Consider the following 19,160-nt stretch of genomic DNA (forward strand, 5'->3'; position numbering starts at 1 on the left):
CCGTCATCCTGCCCCGGTGCTGTCAGGTGCGCGGCGGGGTGTGCTCGCCCTTGATGATGAAGAACGAGCCACGGATGGTGCCCGCCAGCTTGGACCGCTGGCGGGCGAACTTGAACTTGTCGGCCAGCTCCGGGGGCACCTCCATACCGTCGGAGAGCTTGAAGCCGACGGCGCGCTTGGACCCGGGCTCGAGGCCGTAGAGCACGTTGATGCTCAGTCCCGACGCGTAGAAGACGTACGTCCAGCTGGTGCCCTCGACGACGAAGGTCGTGGCCTCCAGCGGCGGGGAGGCGATGACCAGGTCGCGCTCGGTGGCGAGCAGGTCGGCCACCCAGGCCGCCAGGTCCGCGCCCGGCTCACCGCCGCCCGCCGGCTCGGTGGTGAAGACGTGGCCGTACTTCGTGTGGAAGTAGCGGGCCTCGTTCGCGCGCAGGCCCGCGAGGGCCGGCGCGACGGGGGATGACTCCAGACCGGCCGTCGAGACGGTGGTGAAGTCGACGGCGTGCGGCGCGGGGACGGACATGTCCGCATCTTGCTCCGGGCACCGGGACCGTGCTTCGGAGCCTGTGGAGCGGGTGACGAGAATCGAACTCGCGTAGCCAGTTTGGAAGACTGGTGCTCTACCATTGAGCTACACCCGCAACACCGTGAGTCACTGACCCCGAGGGGTCGTGCACAACGGCGCGAGGATGAGAGTAGCGGCACGGCGCAGGGTCCCGGGCGCGTAGCCTTCGGTACGTCCGCCGGGCACGGGGTGTGGCGCAGTCAGGTAGCGCGTCCGCTTTGGGAGCGGAAGGCCCCCGGTTCGAATCCGGGTACCCCGACGTGCGGCGATAGAGTGACCGGCAGTGCCCGGCGTCGATGAGTGCTGTGCGGTTCGGTGTTGCCCGCGTGAGTTGGCACCTGGTCGTCGCCATCACGCTTGAGCACGACCTGATCGCTGGAACGCCCGACCACCTGAAGACCTGGAGAACCCCTGCCGTGAAGAGCGACGTCGAGACCCTCAACCCGACGCGGGTCAAGCTCACCGTCGAGGTGTCCTACGCCGAGCTGAAGCCGAGCCTCGACAAGGCGTACAAGTCGATCGCTGGCCAGGTCTCGGTGCCGGGCTTCCGCCGCGGCAAGGTGCCCGCGCGCATCATCGACCAGCGGTTCGGCCGCGGCACGGTGATCCAGGAGGCCGTCAACGACGCGCTGCCGGGCTTCTACCAGCAGGCCGTTCAGGAGAGCTCGGTGCGCCCGCTGGGCCAGCCCGAGGTCGAGATCACCGAGGTGCCCCTCGGTGAGGGCAAGGACGCCGGTGAGCTGAAGTTCACCGCCGAGGTCGACGTCCGCCCCACCATCGACCTGCCTGACTTCTCCACCATCGCCGTCACCGTCGACGACGTCGAGGTCACCGACGCCGACGTCGACGCGAAGCTCGAGGAGCTGCGCGTCAGGTTCGGCACCCTCGTTCCGGTCGACCGCGCCGTCCAGACCGACGACACCGTGAGCCTCGACCTGCGCGCCGAGATCGACGGCGAGCTCATCGACTCCGCCGATGGCATCACCTACGTGGTGGGCATCGGCACCATGCTCCCCGGCCTGGACGAGGCGCTCGAGGGCGCCACCATCGACGAGGAGCGTTCCTTCACGACCACGCTGGCCGGTGGCGAGCACAAGGGTGAGACCGCCGAGGTCACCGTCGTCGTGAAGGCCGTCAAGGTCCGCGAGCTTCCCGACCTCGACGACGACTTCGCCCAGCTCGCCAGTGAGTTCGACACCGTCGAGGAGCTCCGCACCGACCTGCGCGACAAGGCCGAGGACGAGGCCGTCTTCCGCCAGGGCGTCCAGGCGCGCGACAAGGTGCTCGAGGCGCTGCTGGAGCAGGTCGAGATCCCCGTGCCGGACGGCGTCGTCGAGGACGAGGTGCACCGCCACCTGGAGAACGAGTCCCGCCTCGAGGACGACGAGCACCGCGCCGAGGTCACCGAGGAGACGCGCCGCGTGCTGCGCACGCAGTTCCTCCTCGACGCCGTCGCCGAGGCCGAAGAGGTCACGGTGGCTCAGCAGGAGCTCATCGAGTACATCGTCGCCCAGGCGCCCGCCTACGGCATGGACCCGAACTCCTTCGCCCAGGCCATGGACCAGGCCGGCCAGGTGCCGGCGCTGGTGCAGGAGGTCGCCCGCCGCAAGGCGCTGGCCGCCGTCCTGGAGAAGGCCGTCGTGACCGACGCTTCCGGCAACACCGTCGACCTCGGGGACGACGAGGACGACGACGCCGAGGCCAGCGCCGAGGCCGACGCCCCGGCCGCCGAGGAGAAGCCGAAGCGGACCCGCGCCAAGAAGCCGGCCGCTGACGCTGCCGACGACGCTTCCGCCGCGGAGGACGCCGGCGAGGAGAAGCCGAAGCGCACCCGCGCCAAGAAGCCGGCCGCTGACGCTGCCGACGAGGCCCCCGCGGAGGACGCCGCCGAGGCGCCCGAGGCCGAGGAGAAGCCGAAGCGCACCCGCAAGCCGAAGGCCGAGGCCGCTGAGGCCGCCGGTTCGGCCGAGGCTGCCGAGGGCGCTGAGGCTGCCGGCACCCAGAGCTGACGCCCGTGGCTCCGCCTCTGCCGCGGAGCCACGGCGTTGCCACCACCGCCAGTCCTGACTGGCACGGGGTGGCCCTGTGCCAGACCTACTGGCACGGGGCCACCCCGTGCCATTCCGGGACGGGCGTAGATCCACCCAGACCTGGGGCGCGAGGCCGCCGTCGTCGTCGTCCTCGGATGTCGCCCTGGCCCCTGTCGCGGCGCACGCCCGAGCGTCGGCCTCCGGCTCGCGGCGTGCGCTCGCAGCGAACAGGAACGCAGACCGGGACTGACGCGTCAGCGCCCGGCGCTAGGGTCGACAGGGTCGCCAACCCGTCACAGGGGGCGACCACGACGGTGGCCGGAGCGTTCCGGCCCAGATGGATGGAGACCGACCCCGTGAGCGATTCCCGGCCGCGCGGACCCGAGGCCGCCGACGTGACGGCCCGCAGCCAGCCCTCGTCCCCGATGGGGCTCGACGAGCACATCTACCAGCGCCTCCTGCGCGAGCGGATCATCTGGCTCGGCTCGGACGTCCGTGACGACAACGCCAACGCGATCTGCGCCCAGCTGATGCTGCTCGCCGCCGAAGACCCCGACCGCGACATCTGGCTGTACATCAACAGCCCCGGTGGCTCGGTGACCGCGGGCATGGCCATCTACGACACCATGCAGTACGTCAAGCCCGACGTCGCCACGGTGGCGATGGGCCTCGCCGCGTCGATGGGCCAGTTCCTGCTGGCCAGCGGCGCCAAGGGCAAGCGCTACGCCACGCCCCACGCGCGGATCATGATGCACCAGCCCTCGGGCGGCATCGGCGGCACGGCCAGCGACATCGCCATCCAGGCCGAGCTGATCCTCGACATGAAGCGCACCCTGTCCCAGCTCACCGCTGACCAGACCGGTCAGACGATCGAGCAGATCAACAAGGACAACGACCGCGACCGCTGGTTCACCGCGGCGCAGGCCAAGGAGTACGGCTTCATCGACCACGTCATCACCAGCGCCGCCGACGTGCCCGAGGGTGGCGGCACCGGCTCGGCCGCGGCCTGAGCGCGCCGACGAGCAGAGTCAGGAGACTCCCATGAACACCCCGGCCTTCCCCCACGGCGCTCCGACGTCGCGGTACGTGCTCCCGCAGTTCGAGGAGCGCACCGCCTACGGCTTCAAGCGCCAGGACCCGTACACCCGCCTCTTCGAGGACCGCGTGATCTTCCTCGGGGTGCAGGTGGACGACGCCTCCGCCGACGACGTCATGGCCCAGCTCCTCGTCCTCGAGGCGCAGGACCCGGACCGCGACATCACGCTGTACATCAACAGCCCCGGTGGCTCGATGACGGCGCTGACTGCGATCTACGACACCATGCAGTACATCCGCCCCGACATCCAGACCGTCTGCCTCGGGCAGGCGGCGTCGGCGGCCGCGGTGCTGCTCGCCGCGGGCAGCCCCGGCAAGCGCCTGGCGCTGCCGAACGCCCGTGTGCTCATCCACCAGCCGGCCAGCCCGGGCGGTGACTACGGCCAGGCCTCGGACATCGAGATCCAGGCCGCCGAGGTGCTGCGCATGCGCTCCTGGCTGGAGACCACGCTGGCGCACCACACCGGACGGACTGCCGAGCAGGTCAAGATCGACATCGAGCGCGACAAAATTCTCACCGCCGCCCAGGCCAAGGACTACGGCCTCGTCGACCAGGTGCTCGAGAGTCGTAAGGCCTCTGCCCTCACCTCTGCGTGACCCCGCGGGCGGTGCCCGGAAGAACCTCCGAGCACCGCCCGCAACTCAGGCTGTCCCGCTGACACAGCGTCGTCAGTGGTGTTCCATGGACCTATCCGCGCGGGTGCGCGGGACGACTCGAGGAAGGCCCCCCACGTGGCACGGATCGGCGATGGCGCGGACCTGCTCAAGTGCTCGTTCTGCGGGAAGAGCCAGAAGCAGGTCAAGAAGCTCATCGCGGGCCCTGGGGTCTACATCTGCGACGAGTGCATCGACCTCTGCAACGAGATCATCGAGGAGGAGCTGGCCGAGGCCAGCGAGCTGGGCCTGGTGGAGCTCCCCAAGCCCCGCGAGATCTTCAGGTTCCTCGAGCAGTACATCATCGGCCAGGACGACGCCAAGCGCGCTCTGAGCGTGGCCGTCTACAACCACTACAAGCGCATCCAGGCGTCCGACCCGGCGAAGAAGGTCGAGGAGCCCGTCGACATCGCCAAGTCGAACATCCTGCTCATCGGCCCCACGGGCTGCGGCAAGACGTACCTGGCGCAGACGCTCGCGAAGATGCTGAACGTGCCGTTCGCCATCGCCGACGCCACGGCCCTCACGGAGGCGGGCTACGTCGGCGAAGATGTCGAGAACATCCTCCTCAAGCTCATCCAGGCCGCCGACTACGACGTCAAGAAGGCCGAGACGGGCATCATCTACATCGACGAGGTCGACAAGATCGCTCGCAAGAGCGAGAACCCGTCGATCACGCGTGACGTCTCCGGTGAGGGCGTGCAGCAGGCGCTGCTGAAGATCCTCGAGGGGACGACGGCGTCGGTGCCGCCGCAGGGTGGTCGCAAGCACCCGCACCAGGAGTTCATCCAGATCGACACGACGAACGTGCTGTTCATCGTGGGCGGGGCCTTCGCCGGCCTCGAGGAGATGATCTCCGGGCGGATGGGCAAGAAGGGCATCGGCTTCGGAGCCCCGCTGCACGCCGCGTCCGACCTGCCGAGCATGTTCGGCAAGGTCATGCCGGAGGACCTGCTGAAGTTCGGCCTGATCCCCGAGTTCATCGGCCGTCTGCCGGTCATCACGTCGGTGCGCGAGCTCGACTCCGAGGCGCTGGTCCGGATCCTCACCGAGCCCCGCAACGCCCTGGTGAAGCAGTACCAGCGGATGTTCGAGATCGACGGCGTGGAGCTGGAGTTCACCGACGAGGCGCTCGTCGCCGTCGCCGAGCAGGCCATCCTGCGCGGCACCGGGGCCCGCGGTCTACGCGCGATCATGGAGGAGGTCCTCCTCCCCGTGATGTTCGACCTGCCGAGCCGTGACGACGTCGCCCGCGTCGTCGTCGACCACGACGTCGTGCTGAAGAACGTCAACCCGACGCTGGTACCGAAGGACAAGGCGTCCGAGGCTCGCAAGCGCGAGCGCCGCGACAAGTCCGCCTGACCCTCGACGATCAAGCAAGTTCTGCACGGCTCCTCTCCCCTTTCTCACGATCAAGGAAGTTCTGCTCACCAGAGCCGCTTCCGGATCTGCGGTTCGAGGCCGAGGAGTTCCCCGACAGCGCGTTCCACCGCCATGTCGTGTCCGAGCACCTCGCCCTTGCGGACTGGCCACACGGTCCAGCCGTAGCGGTTGCGTAGGTCGTCGCGGCGAGCGTCGTCGTGGTCCTGTGCTTCCTGGGAAGTGTGGTCGGCTTCGCCGTCGTACTCGATGGCCTTCCGTAGTTCCTCCCAGCCCATATCGAGCCGGTAGGCACCTGGACGCTTCTCAGGCACCCAGATCTGCGGACGAGGCCGGGGAAAGCCGGCATCGACGATGCGCAGCCGTGTCCACGACTCCCCGTAAGACTCAGTGTCTGGCTCGCAGAGGTCCAGGCACCTCTTGCCCCGGGCCATCCAGCGCTGTCGCGGTGGCCATTCGTCGTAGCGCGTCAGGAGCTCGACCGGGTCGACGAGCCCCGCGTGAGCGATGGCGTCAGCGACGGCCAGGCCCATGTGTGGCGCGAGGAAGCGCGATGTGTCGAGAACCGTCCGCTCGATCGTGGTGACCGCGATGCCGTGAATGGTGGTGACATCGTCGTCAGGGAGCCTGTCGCGGTGGGTGATGAGGCCACGACGGTCTGGGGTTCGTCGGCCAGGTACCGCCACGCACTCGAGAGCGAGCGGCCGCTCCTGCTCGTGGGGTGCTCGGGGATCGAACCCGTGCAGCCAGGCCGCCAGCCCACGTGCCACAACAGCATCGTCACCCGTGGCGAGGTGGATGACCTGGGCACGAATGATGGCGTCGTCCGCGAGGCGCGCGTCAACGTAGACGCCTGTCACGGGCTGGAGCATCGCTCCCGATCTCAGCGACGCAGCCAGGGCCCGGCGTGAGATGCCGAGCCCGGTGAGGTCGCGGTAGCGAAACGGGTGCGGCGGCTCATCCGAGAGCCACGAGGGAGTCGTCACCTCTGCACTGTGGCGGCTCCGTGAGAAGAGCCGCTGAAGTTATCCACAGGCCAGGGCGCGGCTGTGCATAACTTCCTTGATCGTCGCGGGGGAGGGGCGGCGACCAAGGAAGCGCGCCCGTCAGGCGGTGGGGGCGGGGGGAGCCAGCTCCACGTCGGTCACGGTGATCGCCTCGGCGCCACCGGCCGCCGCGGGGTCGGCAGCGATTCGCAGGTCGGCCACGCGGCCGGCCGCGGCCAGGTCGGACGCACCCGCCTCCAGCAGCGGCACGAGTGCGGCCGGCGCCGTGACCGTGGCCGTGAGGACCTCGGCGCGCATGCCGACCTTTGCCACCGTCTTGGCCTTGCGGACCCCGGCCAGCGCCCGGCCGACGGCGGGCAGCAGCGCCGGGTCGGCGCCGGCGGCCACCTCGGCCAGCGGCTCGGCGGACGGCCACGGCGCGGTGTGCACCGAACCCTCCGCGGCACGCCACCAGCTCCAGACCTCCTCCGTCGCGAAGGGCAGGAACGGAGCGAACAGCCGGAGCATCGTGTCGAGCGAGCGGGCCAGTGCCGCCCGGGCAGAAGCGGCGGCCGCCTCGCCCTGGGCGCCGTAGGCGCGGTCCTTGACGAGCTCGACGTAGTCGTCGCAGAACGCCCAGAAGAACGCCTCGGCAGCCTGCAGAGCGGCAGTGTGCTCGTAGCGCTCGAGCGCGTCCGTCGCCGTCCTGACCACCGACGCCAGCCCCGCGAGCACCGCGCGGTCAAGAGGCTCTGTGACCGGCGCGGTCGGGTCGGTGGCGCCCATGGACAGGGCGAACTTGGAGACGTTGAGCAGCTTGAGCGCCAGGCGGCGCCCGATCTTCATCTGCCCGACCTCGAAGGCGGCGTCGGTGCCCAGGCGCGCGGACGCGGCCCAGTACCTGACGCCGTCGGCGCCGTGCTCCTCCAGCAGGCCCAGTGGCGTCACGACGTTGCCCTTGGACTTGCTCATCTTCTTGCGGTCGGGGTCGAGGATCCACCCGCTGATGGCGGCGTCGGACCACGGCAGCGACCCGTGCTCGTGGTGCGCGCGGACCACGGTGGAGAACAGCCAGGTCCTGATGATGTCCTGCCCCTGCGGGCGCAGGTCGAAGGGGAAGACCGCGGAGAACAGCTCCGGGTCACGCTCCCATCCACCGGCGATCTGCGGGGTCAGTGACGACGTCGCCCAGGTGTCGAAGACGTCGGTCTCCCCGACGAAGCCTCCGGGGACCCCGCGCTGCGCCTCGGTGAAGCCCGGCGGCACGTCGGTGGACGGGTCGATCGGCAGCGACTCCTCGGACGGCACGAGCACGTCCTCGTAGGACACCTCGCCGGACGGCGAGATCCGGTACCAGACCGGGATCGGCACACCGAAGAAGCGCTGGCGCGAGACCAGCCAGTCACCGGTCAGACCGCCGACCCAGTTCTCGTAGCGCACGCGCATGAAGTCGGGGTGGAACCCCAGCTCCTTGCCGCGCGCCAGCAGCTGGTCACGCAGGTCCTCGAACCCGGCGGCGGAGCGGCCGCCGTTGCGCAGGTACCACTGGCGCGAGGTGACGATCTCGAGAGGCTTGTCGCCCTTCTCGAAGAAGTTGGCCTTGCGCTGGGTGGGCTTGGGGTCGGCCTTGAGGGCCCCGGAAGCCTTGAGGGCGTCGACGACGGCGACGCGGGCCGAGTGCGTCGTCTTCCCGGCGAGCTCGCCGTACGCCTCCGCGCCCGCGCCGGACAGCCACGCCGGCACCTCGCGCACGAGCCGGCCGTCCCGGGCGACGACGGGGCGGGTCGGCAGGTCGAGGTCGCGCCACCACGTGACGTCGGTGAGGTCGCCGAAGGTGCAGCACATGGCGATGCCGGCGCCCTTGTCGGGCTCGGCGGCGGGGTGCGCGAGCACCGGCAGCTCCACCCCGAACACAGGGGAGACCACCGTGGTGCCGAACAGCGGCTGGTAGCGCTCGTCGTCGGGGTGGGCGATGAGCGCCACGCACGCCGGGAGCAGCTCGGGGCGGGTGGTCTCGATGACCACCTCGCCCGTTCCGTCAGCCTTGGTGAACGCGACCTCGTGGTAGGCGCCCGGGTAGTCGCGGGCCTCCAGCTCGGCCTGGGCGACTGCGGTCTGGAACGTCACGTCCCACAAGCCCGGGGCCTGCGCCTGGTAGGCGCTGCCGCGGGCGAGGTCGCGCAGGAACATCCGCTGGGATGCGGCACGCGCCGGGCCGCCGATGGTCGAGTACGTCAGCGACCAGTCGACCGAGAGGCCGAGCCGGCGCCACAGCGCCTCGAACTCCTTCTCGTCCTCGGCGGTCAGCTGCTCGCACAGCGCCACGAAGGTGCGCCGTGAGACGGGCACCTGATCAGCGGCCTTGACCGACCCAGCGTCACCGGCGTGCGGCGGCGTGAAGTCAGGCCCCTCGTAGGGCAGCGACGGGTCGCAGCGGACGCCGTAGTAGTTCTGCACGCGGCGCTCGGTCGGCAGGCCGTTGTCGTCCCAGCCCATGGGGTAGAAGACCGTGCGCCCGCGCATCCGCTGGAACCTGGCGACGACGTCGGTGTGCGTGTAGCTGAACACGTGCCCCACGTGCAGCGAGCCCGAGACGGTCGGCGGCGGGGTGTCGACGGCGAAGATGCCGCCGGGCGCGGCCAGCGCGTCGGCGCGGGGGAAGGCGTAGGTGCCGCGCTCGGTCCACGCGGCGTCCCAGGTCTGCTCCAGGCCCTCCAGGGCCGGGCGGTCGGGCACGCCGGCCGGGGTGCTGCTCGGGGAGGTGGGGCGGTCAGTCACGGACACCCCGTCATCCTCCCACCAGCTTGCTTGCGTGCTTGCAAGCGCGCAGGCTTGCCGGCGCGGTCGTGGCTCGGGGCATGGCCGACGAGGTGCCCCGACGTGGTGGGATCTCCTCATGAGTTCGGACGTCGCCCGCACCTCCACGCCTACCGCCGTCGTCACCGGGGCCAGCTCGGGCATCGGCGCCGCCACGGTGCGTCGCCTGCGCGCCGAGGGCTTCCACGTGCTCGCCGTCGCCCGTCGTGCCGACCGCCTCGAGGCGCTGGCCGCCGAGACCGGCGCCGCCGTCCTGACCGCTGACCTCACCCACGGCGACGACGTCGCCCGTCTGCGCGACGCCGTGCAGGACCGTTTCGGCGGTGACCTCACGGCGCTGGTGAACAACGCGGGTGGCGCCTTCGGCACCGACACCGTGGAGCACGGCAAGGTCGAGGACTGGCAGCGCATGTTCGACGTCAACGTGCTCGCCACGCTGCGTGTCACGCAGGCCCTGCTTCCGGCGTTGCGCACCGGCCGCGGCGGTGACGTGCTGGTCATGAGTTCGACGGCGGCGCGCATCGTCTACGAGGGCGGCGGCGGCTACACCGCGGCCAAGCATGCCGAGGCGGCCATCGCCGAGACGCTGCGCCTGGAGCTCGCAGGCGACCCGGTGCGGGTGCTCGAGGTGGCGCCGGGCATGGTCAAGACCGAGGAGTTCTCCCTCAACCGCACCGGCGGCGACTCCGCTCGCGCCGATGCCGTCTACGCGGGGGTGAAAGAGCCCCTGGTGGCCGAGGACATCGCCGACGTCGTCGCGTGGATGCTCACTCGCCCGCGGCACGTCAACGTCGACCTGCTGGTGGTGCGCCCGCTGGCCCAGGCCGCTCAGCACAAGGTGGTGCGGGAGAAGCAGTAGCCGGCGTCAGGTCTCCGGCTGAAAGTGTTCGGGAAGTCCATGATCAGGGGCGGGGTGTCACGGATGGGGGGTGGCGCGGCGGGCGGCGAAGGCCTCCAGCACCCGCCGGCCCGCGTCGTAGGTGAGGCGGCACGCCTCTCCGGCGCCACCGGCCACCACGGCATCGGAGAGCACCTCCGTGGCCACCGTCGCCGGTGGCCGCGATGCGGAGCCGTCCAGCGCGGGGGCCAGTGCGTCCAGCCAGGCGAGCAGGTCTACCGCCCCCGCGCCGGGCAGCTGCCGGTAGTGGCGACCTTCCTCTCGCAGGTCGGGCATCCGTTCCGGTAGGGCGTCGCACAGCTGCACGGACACGACGAGCCCGTCCTCCGCGGCGGCTGCAACCTCCTCCAGCGAACCGCCGGAGCGGTGCCAGTGCCAGGCGTCGAGGATGAGCCCGGAGTTCGGGGCGCCGACGTCCTCCACGAGCGCGCGAGCGGCGGCCAGGGTGCGCAGCTCCGCGTACGGCATGAACTCCACCCCGATCCGCAGCCCGTGCCGGGCGGCCCGCGTGCAGAGCCGCTCGAAGCCGCGGCGCACGACGTCGTCGGGGACGACGTCGAACAGCCCCACGTTGATCTGCTGCGCGCCCGTGAGGTCGGCCAGGTGCAAGAGGATGTCCTCCTCCAGGCGTGTGCCGCGCACGTCGGCGTCGGTCCACCAGTCGCGCAGGAACTCCAGCTCCACCACCTCCAGCCCCGTGCGGGTGAGGTAACCGCGGATGTCGTCCTCGGCGATACCGCTGCGGCGGGCGCTGAGGTAGTCGGCCGCGCCCAGGCCGATGCCGGCATATCCCGCGGAGGCTGCAGCGCGCACCCGCTGGGCGAACGCCGTCGTCTTGAGCGTGAGCGCCGACAGGTGCAGCGGCGGCGCGCTGAGGGGGGTCGGAGGGTTCGGCTGGATCATGGGCGGGTACTCCGAGCGGTCGACGTGACCTGGCGGCTTCCGCTTCTGACCGTAGGGTTGGCCGTTGATCGAGGGGGGCTCAGATGGGCTGGTCGGGGGACCGTGAGCAGGGCCGGGGGGCGTTCGTCGCCTTGACGGCCCATGAGGTGCACCAGCACGTCGTGACGCGCGTCCGCGCCGTTGCCGCCGCCCAGCCGGGTGCGCTCGCCGTCGACGACGGCTCGCTCCGGCTCGACTACGCCGAGCTCGAGCGGCGCGCAGCCGCCCTCTCGGCACGGATCGCGGCAGTGGCGCCGGCGGGCGAGCCGGTGGCGGTGCTCCTCGGGCAGGGCGCGACCGTGGCCGTGGCGGTACTGGCGGTGATCGGCACGGGCGCCCCCGTCGTCGTCCTCGACTCGACCACCCCGGTGGCCCGGCTGCGCCACTACGTCGAGCTGGCAGGAGCCACCACGGTGGTCACCGACGCCGTGCGCGCCGCTGACGGCGCGGAGCTGTGCGCCCGCGTGGTGAGGGCCGACAGGTCGTTGGTGGCGCTCGGGGAGGACGGCGACCCCACCGCCTCCGCCCTCGCGTGGCCCTGCAGCGAGGAGCAGCTCGACAGCCGCGCGCCCGTCGTCATCGTGTTCACCTCAGGGTCCACGGGACGCCCCAAGGGGGTGTCGGCGCACTCGGAGTCCGTCCTTCACGACGCCACCACCAACGGCCGCGGCTGCTACGGCCCGGGCGCGGTGATCGCGAACCTCCTGCCGATGGCGTTCAGCGCGGGCATCGGCCTGCTGCTGGCGGGCCTGGCCACCGGCTCGGGGCAGGTGCTGTTCGACCCGCGCACCCGGCCCGTCTCGGAGCTGCCCGGCTGGCTGCTGCAGACCGGTGCCACCGTGCTCGCCGCGAGCCCGGCCATCCTGCGTGGCGCCGTCGCCGCGCTCGCCCCCGGGGAGCAGCTCGGTCACCTCAAGGCGGTGACGACGGCGGGGGAGACCATCCACGCCGCGGAGATGCAGCGTCTGCGTGCGGCGCTGGGCCCGGGGTGCGCCGTCCACAACCGGTACGGCTCCACCGAGACCTGGCTCATCGCTGAGCACGTCATTGCCCCTGCTGACAGCGGACCCGCCGGCGCCGTGCCGGTCGGGCGACCGGTAGACGGTGTGTCGCTGCACGTGGTCGACGAGCACGGCACACGCCACGACTCCGGCACCGGCCGCCTCGAGGTGACCTCGCGATGGCTTTCGGACGGCTACTGGAACGCCCCCGAGGCGACCGCCGCCGTCTTCACCGACCACGCCGACGGCTCCCGCTCCTACCTCACCAGCGACACCGCCACCATCGACGACGACGGCGTGGTGCGCCTCCTCGGCCGCGTCGACCACAGCGTGAAGATCCGCGGGCACCTCGTGGAGCCCGGCGAGGTCGACGCCGTGCTCCACGCGCTGCCCGAGGTGCGCGAAGCCGTGGTGGTCGGGGTCGTGCCTTCCGTTGATGAGGGCGACGACGGCGACAGCGCTGGAACGGGCCGCGCCCGGCTCGTCGCGTACGTGGTGCCCGAGAGCGCTGCACTGCAGATTCCGGAGCTGCGGCGCTCGGTGCGCGCCGTGCTGCCGTCGTTCATGGTGCCCGAGCAGGTGGTGCTGCTCGACGCGCTGCCGCGCACCGAGCGCGGCAAGCTCGACAGGTCAGCCCTCCCGCCTCCGCCCGCCGTGCAGGTGGGAGCCGCGCCGCCCCGCACCGACTGGGAGCGGGTGGTGGCCTCGTTCGTGGCGCGCGCCCTCGACCTCGACGGCGTCGGCGCCCACGACGACTTCTTCGAGCTGGGCGGCGACTCCCTGGCCGCCGAGGCGCTCATGGCGGCGATGGCCGCCTCCCTCGACGTGCCGTCCGGCGTGCTCACCACACGTCTCATCGCGGAGAACCCGACCGTCGCCGAGCTCGCCGAGGCGCTGCGGCGGCGCCGCCGGCCCGGGCGCGACGCCGCCGTCGTCACGTTCAACGCCACCGGCACTCACCGCCCGCTGTTCGTCGTGGCCGGCGCCGGCGGCGTGGCCCTCGCGTTCCGGCGCCTGGCCGAGCGCCTCGGGTGCGACCAGCCCGTCATCGCCCTGCAGGCCCGGGGCCTGGAGGGCGGCGGACGCCCGGAGTGGTCGGTGCGGAGCCGCGCCCGCCACCACCTGGAGCAGCTGCGGCGGGCGCAGCCCGAGGGGCCCTACCGCCTGGCGGGGCACTCGCTGGGAGCGCTGGTGGCGCTCGACATGGCGCAGCAGCTGCGCGAGGCCGGCGAGGAGGTGGAGTCGCTGATGATCATCGACTCGTTCCCGCCCGACCCGGACGTCGCGCCCCCGGCGCTGGAGGGCCCGCTGCCGCAGCGCGCCAAGATCCTCGCGTCGATCCTGCTCACCGGCGTGGTGCAGAGCCGCGGCCTGGGCCACTACGACAGGTTCCACCTGCAGGGCAAGCTGCTCCAGCGCCGGTACCGCTCGCAGCCGTGGGCCGGTCGGGCGCTCGTGCTGGTGGCCGCTGACGACCCCGACGCCGATGCTCGCTCCCGGTGGGCCCAGCACCTGACGGGCACGTGGTCGCTGCACCGGACGGGCGGAGACCACACCGGCGTGCTCCAGGAGCCGCACGTCGGCCCGCTGGCGCGGCTGGTCAGGGCCGAGCTCGACGCGCTGGACCGGCTCGGAGCCGACGCCGTCCAGCGCCCCGCCGGCGCCGCCTGACCACCACTCCTCGACGATCAAGGAAGCTGTGCATGGGGGCGTGCACGACTTCCTTGATCGTGCCCGAGGGTGAGGGGTGAAGGTCGACGCGACCCCGGCGTAGGATCTGCGGCACAGGCATCGACCCGGCCATCACCGGTGAGCCTCCGGAAGAACAGGGCCCGCGCCGCACGGTGAGCGGCCCCCAGTAGAACCGGACGGGAGCAGCCCGTCAGCGCTGCACGACGAGCGGTCGTCGTCGTCGTCCTCGGCGGGTTCGAGGACGGTGGTGGCGGCAAGCGGGGTGGTACCGCGGGGCCTGGCCAGTACGGCGGGCGTCGTCCTCGCACCGACCTGACATCGAGCTGACAGCCAGATGACGGATGGTGTGACGTGAGCGAGCGCAAGAGCTACCCCCTGGCCTCGGCGCTGGGCGCCGAGCGCGGCGTACCGGCCTCCCCGAGCTTCCCCGACCTCGAGGCTGCAGTGCTGGCGCACTGGAAGTCCGACGACACCTTCGAGGCGTCCGTCGGTGCGCGTGAGGCCGGTGAGAAGGGGAGCAACGAGTACGTCTTCTACGACGGCCCGCCCTTCGCCAACGGACTGCCCCACTACGGCCACCTGCTCACCGGGTACGTCAAAGACGTCGTGCCGCGGTACCAGACCATGCTCGGCAAGCGCGTCGAGCGGCGCTTCGGGTGGGACTGCCACGGCCTGCCCGCCGAGGTCGAGGCCGAGCGGCAGCTGGGCATCACGCACAAGAGCCAGATCGAGGAGCTGGGCGTCGCGGCGTTCAACGACGCCTGCCGCACCTCGGTGCTGAAGTACACCGACGAGTGGCGCGACTACGTCACCCGCCAGGCCCGCTGGGTCGACTTCGACCACGACTACAAGACCCTCGACACCGACTACATGGAGTCGGTGATGTGGGCCTTCAAGACCCTGTGGGACAAGGGCCTCGTCTACGAGGGCTTCCGCGTGCTCGCGTACTGCTGGCGCTGCGAGACGCCGCTGTCCAACACCGAGACCCGCATGGACGACGTCTACCGCCAGCGGCAGGACCCGGCCGTCACCGTGGGCATGACGCTGACCAGCGGCGACTGGGCCGGCGCGAAGGCCCTCATCTGGACGACGACGCCGTGGACGCTTCCTTCCAACCTCGCCATGGCCGTCGGCCCGGACGTCGAGTACGCCCTGGTGGAGCCGTCCGAGGGCGCCTTCGCCGGGCAGCGCCTCGTGCTGGCCGCGGCGCGGGTCGGCGCGTACGCCCGCGAGCTGGGCGGCGGTGACGCGGCGCCGACCGTGCTCGCAACCAAGCTCGGCCGTGAGCTGCTCGGCACCACGTACACGCCGCCGTTCGCGTACTTCACCGGCCGCGAGAACGCCCACCAGGTGCTCCTGGCCGACTACGTCACCACCGACGACGGCACCGGCGTCGTCCACATCGCCCCGGCCTTCGGTGAGGACGACAAGCTCGTCACCGACGCCGCCGGCATCGAGGCCGTCGTGCCCGTGGACGGGCAGGGAACGTTCGACGCCCGCGTGAGCGACTACGAGGGCCAGCACGTCTTCGACGCCAACGCGGTGATCATCAAGGACCTCAAGGCCGCCACGCGCGGCGACGCGACCGAGCCGACCCCTGTCACCGAGGGCACCGTGCTGGTCCGCCAGGAGACCTACGACCACCCATACCCGCACTGCTGGCGCTGCGGCAACGCCCTCATCTACCGGGCGGTGAGCAGCTGGTTCGTCAAGGTCACGGCCATCCGTGACCGCATGGTCGAGCTCAACCAGCAGATCGACTGGGTGCCCGGCCACGTCAAGGACGGGTCCTTCGGCAAGTGGCTCGAGGGCGCCCGCGACTGGTCGATCAGCCGCAACCGGTTCTGGGGCAGCCCGATCCCGGTGTGGACCAGCGACGACCCGACCTACCCGCGGGTCGACGTCTACGGCTCCCTCGCCGAGCTCGAACGCGACTTCGGCGTGAAGGTCACCGACCTCCACCGGCCCTTCGTCGACGAGCTGACCCGCCCGAACCCCGACGACCCCACGGGCAAAAGCACCATGCGGCGCGTCCCCGAGGTGCTCGACTGCTGGTTCGAGTCCGGCTCGATGCCGTTCGCGCAGGTCCACTACCCGTTCGAGAACGCCGAGTGGTTCGAGCACCACTACCCGGGTGACTTCATCGTCGAGTATGTCGGCCAGACCCGCGGCTGGTTCTACACGCTGCACGTGCTGGCCACCGCGCTGTTCGACAGGCCCGCGTTCCGCACCGCGCTCGTGCACGGCATCGTGCTCGGCGACGACGGCCGCAAGATGTCCAAGAGCCTGCGCAACTACCCGGACGTCTCCGAGGTGTTCGCGCGCGACGGCGCCGACGCCATGCGCTGGTTCCTCATGTCCAGCCCCATCCTGCGCGGCGGCAACCTCGTCACCACCGAGGCCGGCATCCGCGACGGCGTGCGCCAGGTGCTCCTGCCCCTGTGGAGCACCTGGTACTTCCTCGCCCTCTACGCCGGCGCGCTGCGTCCCCAGGGTGATCAGGACGACGACGGCGAGGGCGTCGCTCCGTCAGCGGGGCTCGTCGGCCGCTGGCGCACCGACTCGCCCCACGAGCTCGACCGGTACGTCCTCGCCAGCCTGCGCGACCTCGTCTCGGACGTGCGTGGCCAGCTCGACGCCCTCGACGTCGCCGGGGCCTGCGAGAGCGTCCGCGTCTTCCTCGACTTGCTCACCAACTGGTACGTGCGGCGCTCGCGGGAGCGGTTCTGGGGCAACGGCCCGGACGCCGTCGACGCCGTCGACACCCTCCACACGGTGCTGGAGGTGCTCACGCGCGTGGTGGCGCCGTTGCTGCCGCTCACCGCGGAGGAGATCTGGCGCGGCCTGACGGGCGGGCGCAGCGTGCACCTGGCCGACTACCCCTCACCCGAGGACCTGCCTGCGGACCCCGACCTCGTCGAGGCCATGGACGCCGTCCGCGCCGCGTGCTCGGCGGCCCTGGGCCTGCGCAAGGCCGGTGGCCTGCGCGTGCGGCAGCCGCTGCCGCGCCTCACGATCGCCGTCCCCGGAGGCGGGTCCGAGGGGGCCCTCAGGGAGCTGGTGGGGCTCGTCGCCGACGAGGTCAACGTCAAGGACGTGGTGCTGCTCGACGCGGAGGACTCCGCCGCCGAGAACTTCGGCGTCACCCAGAAGCTCACCGTCAACGCCCGCGCCGCCGGTCCGCGCATCGGCAAGCAGGTGCAGCAGGCCATCCAGGCTTCCCGCAGCGGTTCCTTCGAGGTGCGGACCGCGCCCGACGGCAGCGAGTTCGTGGTCGCAGGCGGCATCGAGTTGCTCCCCGGCGAGTACGAGCTGAGCACCGTCGTCGGGAACGCCGACGCGGGGGCCGAGCGCGTCACGGCGACCCTGCCGGGCGGCGGCTTCGTCGCCCTCGAGACCACCGTCGATGAGGGGCTCGCCGCCGAAGGCTGGGCCAACGACGTCGTCAGGCTTGTCCAGGACGCCCGCAAGACCGCGGGCCTGCACGTCTCCGACCGGATCGCCCTGGTGCTCGACGTGCCGGACGAGCGGGAGGCATGGGCCCGCGCCCACGCCGACCGCATCGGCGCCGAGGTGCTCGCCACGAGCGTCGAGGTGCGGCCCGGTGCTGACGACGTGCTCGTCGAGGTCACGAAGGCGCCATCAGCCGAAGGCTCGACCGTCGGGACCGCCCGATGAGCCGCGTCGACGGAGCATCGCCGGAGCGCGCCGCTCACGAGGCGGAGGAGCGGCGGGCCGCGGCCGAGCGGCTGCGCGCCGTCTACGCCGAGCTGCTCGCCCGCACGCCCGAGAGCGCTGTCCAGCCCCGGCTGCAGCCCATCCGCGACGTGCTGGAGCTGCTGGGAGACCCGCAGCGCGCCTACCCGGTCATCCACCTGACGGGCACCAACGGCAAGACGTCGACGTCGCGGTTCGCCGAGCGGCTGCTGCGCGAGATGAACCTGCGCACGGGACGGTTCACCAGCCCGCACCTGAGCAGCGTCACCGAGCGCATCAGCATCGACGGCGAGCCGATCTCCGACGAGGCGTTCGTGGCGGTCCACGAGGACGTCGCGCCCTACCTCGCCATCGTCGACGGCCGCCTGCGCCAGGCGGGGGAGGTGCCGCTGACGTACTTCGAGGTGCTCGCCGTGCTGGCGTTCGCGGCGTTCGCCGACGCGCCCGTCGACGTCGCCGTCGTCGAGGTGGGGGTGGGCGGGGAGTGGGACGCGACCAATGCCGCCGACGCGACCGTCGCCGTCGTCACCCCGATCTCCCTGGACCACACCGAGCTGCTCGGCGACACCGTCGATGAGATCGCCGAGACCAAGGCGGGCATCTTCACCGAGGGCTGCGCTGTGGTGCTCGCCCAGCAGCCCGTCGAGGCGGCGCAGGTGCTGTTGCGTCGCGCGGTCGAGGTGGGCGCCACCGTGGCCCGCGAGGGCCTGGAGTTCGGGGTCACCTCGCGCGTGGTGGCCGTCGGTGGGCAGGTACTCGAGCTGCGGGGCATCGGTGGCACGGTCTACTCCGACGTGCTGCTCACGGCGTTCGGGGAGCACCAGGGCCATAACGCCGCGGTCGCCCTGGCGGCCGTGGAGGCCTTCCTCGGCGGGGACGGCCTTGAACCCGACGTCGTGCGTGCCGCCTACGCCGACGTCACCACGCCGGGGCGTCTGGAGGTGGTGCGCCGCTCGCCGGTGGTGCTCGTCGACGCCGCCCACAACACCGGCGGCGCGCAGTCGCTGGTGGCGGCCCTGGAGGACTCCTTCGAGTACACCCGCCTGGTGGGTGTGGTGGCCATCCTCGACGGCAAGGACGCGCTCGGCGTGCTCGAGGTGCTCGAGCCCGTACTCGACGAGGTGGTCGTCACCCGGTCCAGCTCGCCGCGCGCCATGGAGGTCGACGACCTCGCCGACATCGCCCTGGACATCTTCGGCGGTGACCTCGGCGAGCGCGTCCACGTGGCCGAGCGCCTCGACGAGGCGCTGCAGGTGGCAGTGGACAGGGCAGAGTCCGAGGCGCCCGGCGGCCTGGGCGCCGGCGTGCTGGTCACCGGCTCCATCACGCTGGTCGGCGACGCCCGGACGCTGCTGCGCGCTCCGGCGCCCCACTGACGGGGCC

Annotated in this window: 12 protein-coding genes and 2 tRNA genes; 9 read left to right on the plus strand and 5 right to left on the minus strand. The window is 71.6% G+C overall.

Annotated elements, in window-relative coordinates; all coding sequences use genetic code 11:
• Positions 1 to 22: 22 nt before the first annotated feature.
• On the minus strand, positions 23 to 523 hold the full coding sequence (locus BXY45_RS08745) for a phage tail protein (RefSeq protein ID WP_109773957.1): 501 nt from the start codon (positions 521 to 523) through the stop codon (positions 23 to 25).
• A gap of 44 nt (positions 524 to 567) precedes the next feature.
• Positions 568 to 641: transfer RNA gene (locus BXY45_RS08750), tRNA-Gly, on the minus strand.
• A 109-nt stretch (positions 642 to 750) separates the two neighbouring features.
• Here BXY45_RS08750 and BXY45_RS08755 point away from each other — a divergent pair.
• The 5 genes from BXY45_RS08755 to clpX all read left to right on the plus strand — a co-directional run bounded on the left by BXY45_RS08755 (position 751) and on the right by clpX (position 5,706).
• Positions 751 to 824 (plus strand) — tRNA-Pro (locus BXY45_RS08755).
• Positions 825 to 981: 157 nt separating this feature from the next.
• Positions 982 to 2,574: a trigger factor gene (gene tig / locus BXY45_RS08760; RefSeq protein WP_109774047.1), complete on the plus strand. Its 1,593-nt coding sequence runs from the start codon at positions 982 to 984 to the stop codon at positions 2,572 to 2,574.
• Positions 2,575 to 3,020: 446 nt separating this feature from the next.
• Positions 3,021 to 3,605 (plus strand): ATP-dependent Clp protease proteolytic subunit, encoded by a 585-nt coding sequence (locus BXY45_RS08765; RefSeq protein ID WP_109774048.1) that lies wholly within the window; start codon positions 3,021 to 3,023, stop codon positions 3,603 to 3,605.
• A gap of 31 nt (positions 3,606 to 3,636) precedes the next feature.
• Positions 3,637 to 4,287 carry an ATP-dependent Clp protease proteolytic subunit gene (locus tag BXY45_RS08770; protein ID WP_109774049.1) on the plus strand — a complete coding sequence of 217 codons (651 nt, stop codon included), beginning with the start codon at positions 3,637 to 3,639 and terminating at the stop codon, positions 4,285 to 4,287.
• Between the two features lie 135 nt (positions 4,288 to 4,422).
• Positions 4,423 to 5,706, plus strand: a complete 1,284-nt coding sequence (gene clpX / locus BXY45_RS08775; protein WP_109773958.1) for an ATP-dependent Clp protease ATP-binding subunit ClpX — start codon at positions 4,423 to 4,425, stop codon at positions 5,704 to 5,706.
• A 65-nt stretch (positions 5,707 to 5,771) separates the two neighbouring features.
• Here the strand turns inward: clpX and BXY45_RS08780 are convergent, their stop codons facing one another.
• Together BXY45_RS08780 and valS are read right to left on the minus strand one after the other, a co-directional pair.
• Entirely contained in the window at positions 5,772 to 6,710 is a 939-nt protein-coding gene (locus BXY45_RS08780; protein ID WP_109773959.1) for a type IV toxin-antitoxin system AbiEi family antitoxin, read from the minus strand.
• A gap of 120 nt (positions 6,711 to 6,830) precedes the next feature.
• On the minus strand, positions 6,831 to 9,488 hold the full coding sequence (gene valS, locus BXY45_RS08785; RefSeq protein ID WP_342799529.1) for a valine--tRNA ligase: 2,658 nt from the start codon (positions 9,486 to 9,488) through the stop codon (positions 6,831 to 6,833).
• Between the two features lie 118 nt (positions 9,489 to 9,606).
• On the opposite strand from valS, the gene BXY45_RS08790 reads away from it, so the two are divergent.
• A complete protein-coding gene (locus tag BXY45_RS08790) occupies positions 9,607 to 10,386 on the plus strand; it encodes an SDR family oxidoreductase (RefSeq protein WP_109773961.1) in 780 nt (259 codons plus the stop codon).
• Between the two features lie 57 nt (positions 10,387 to 10,443).
• Here BXY45_RS08790 and BXY45_RS08795 read toward each other — a convergent pair whose 3' ends face one another.
• Positions 10,444 to 11,328: a sugar phosphate isomerase/epimerase family protein gene (locus BXY45_RS08795; protein WP_109773962.1), complete on the minus strand. Its 885-nt coding sequence runs from the start codon at positions 11,326 to 11,328 to the stop codon at positions 10,444 to 10,446.
• Positions 11,329 to 11,411: 83 nt separating this feature from the next.
• Between BXY45_RS08795 and BXY45_RS08800 the strand changes: the two genes are divergently transcribed.
• From BXY45_RS08800 to BXY45_RS08810, 3 genes are all read left to right on the plus strand, one after another.
• On the plus strand, positions 11,412 to 14,039 hold the full coding sequence (locus BXY45_RS08800) for an AMP-binding protein (RefSeq protein ID WP_109773963.1): 2,628 nt from the start codon (positions 11,412 to 11,414) through the stop codon (positions 14,037 to 14,039).
• A gap of 372 nt (positions 14,040 to 14,411) precedes the next feature.
• Positions 14,412 to 17,738, plus strand: a complete 3,327-nt coding sequence (gene ileS / locus BXY45_RS08805; RefSeq protein WP_211319379.1) for an isoleucine--tRNA ligase — start codon at positions 14,412 to 14,414, stop codon at positions 17,736 to 17,738.
• Complete coding sequence (locus BXY45_RS08810; RefSeq protein WP_109773964.1) at positions 17,735 to 19,153, plus strand: bifunctional folylpolyglutamate synthase/dihydrofolate synthase; 1,419 nt, start codon at positions 17,735 to 17,737, stop codon at positions 19,151 to 19,153. The genes ileS and BXY45_RS08810 overlap by 4 nt, the downstream gene beginning before the upstream one ends.
• Positions 19,154 to 19,160: the final 7 nt, after the last annotated feature.

The sequence above is a fragment of the Quadrisphaera granulorum genome (genome assembly GCF_003149145.1).
Taxonomy (GTDB): Bacteria; Actinomycetota; Actinomycetes; order Actinomycetales; family Quadrisphaeraceae; genus Quadrisphaera; species Quadrisphaera granulorum.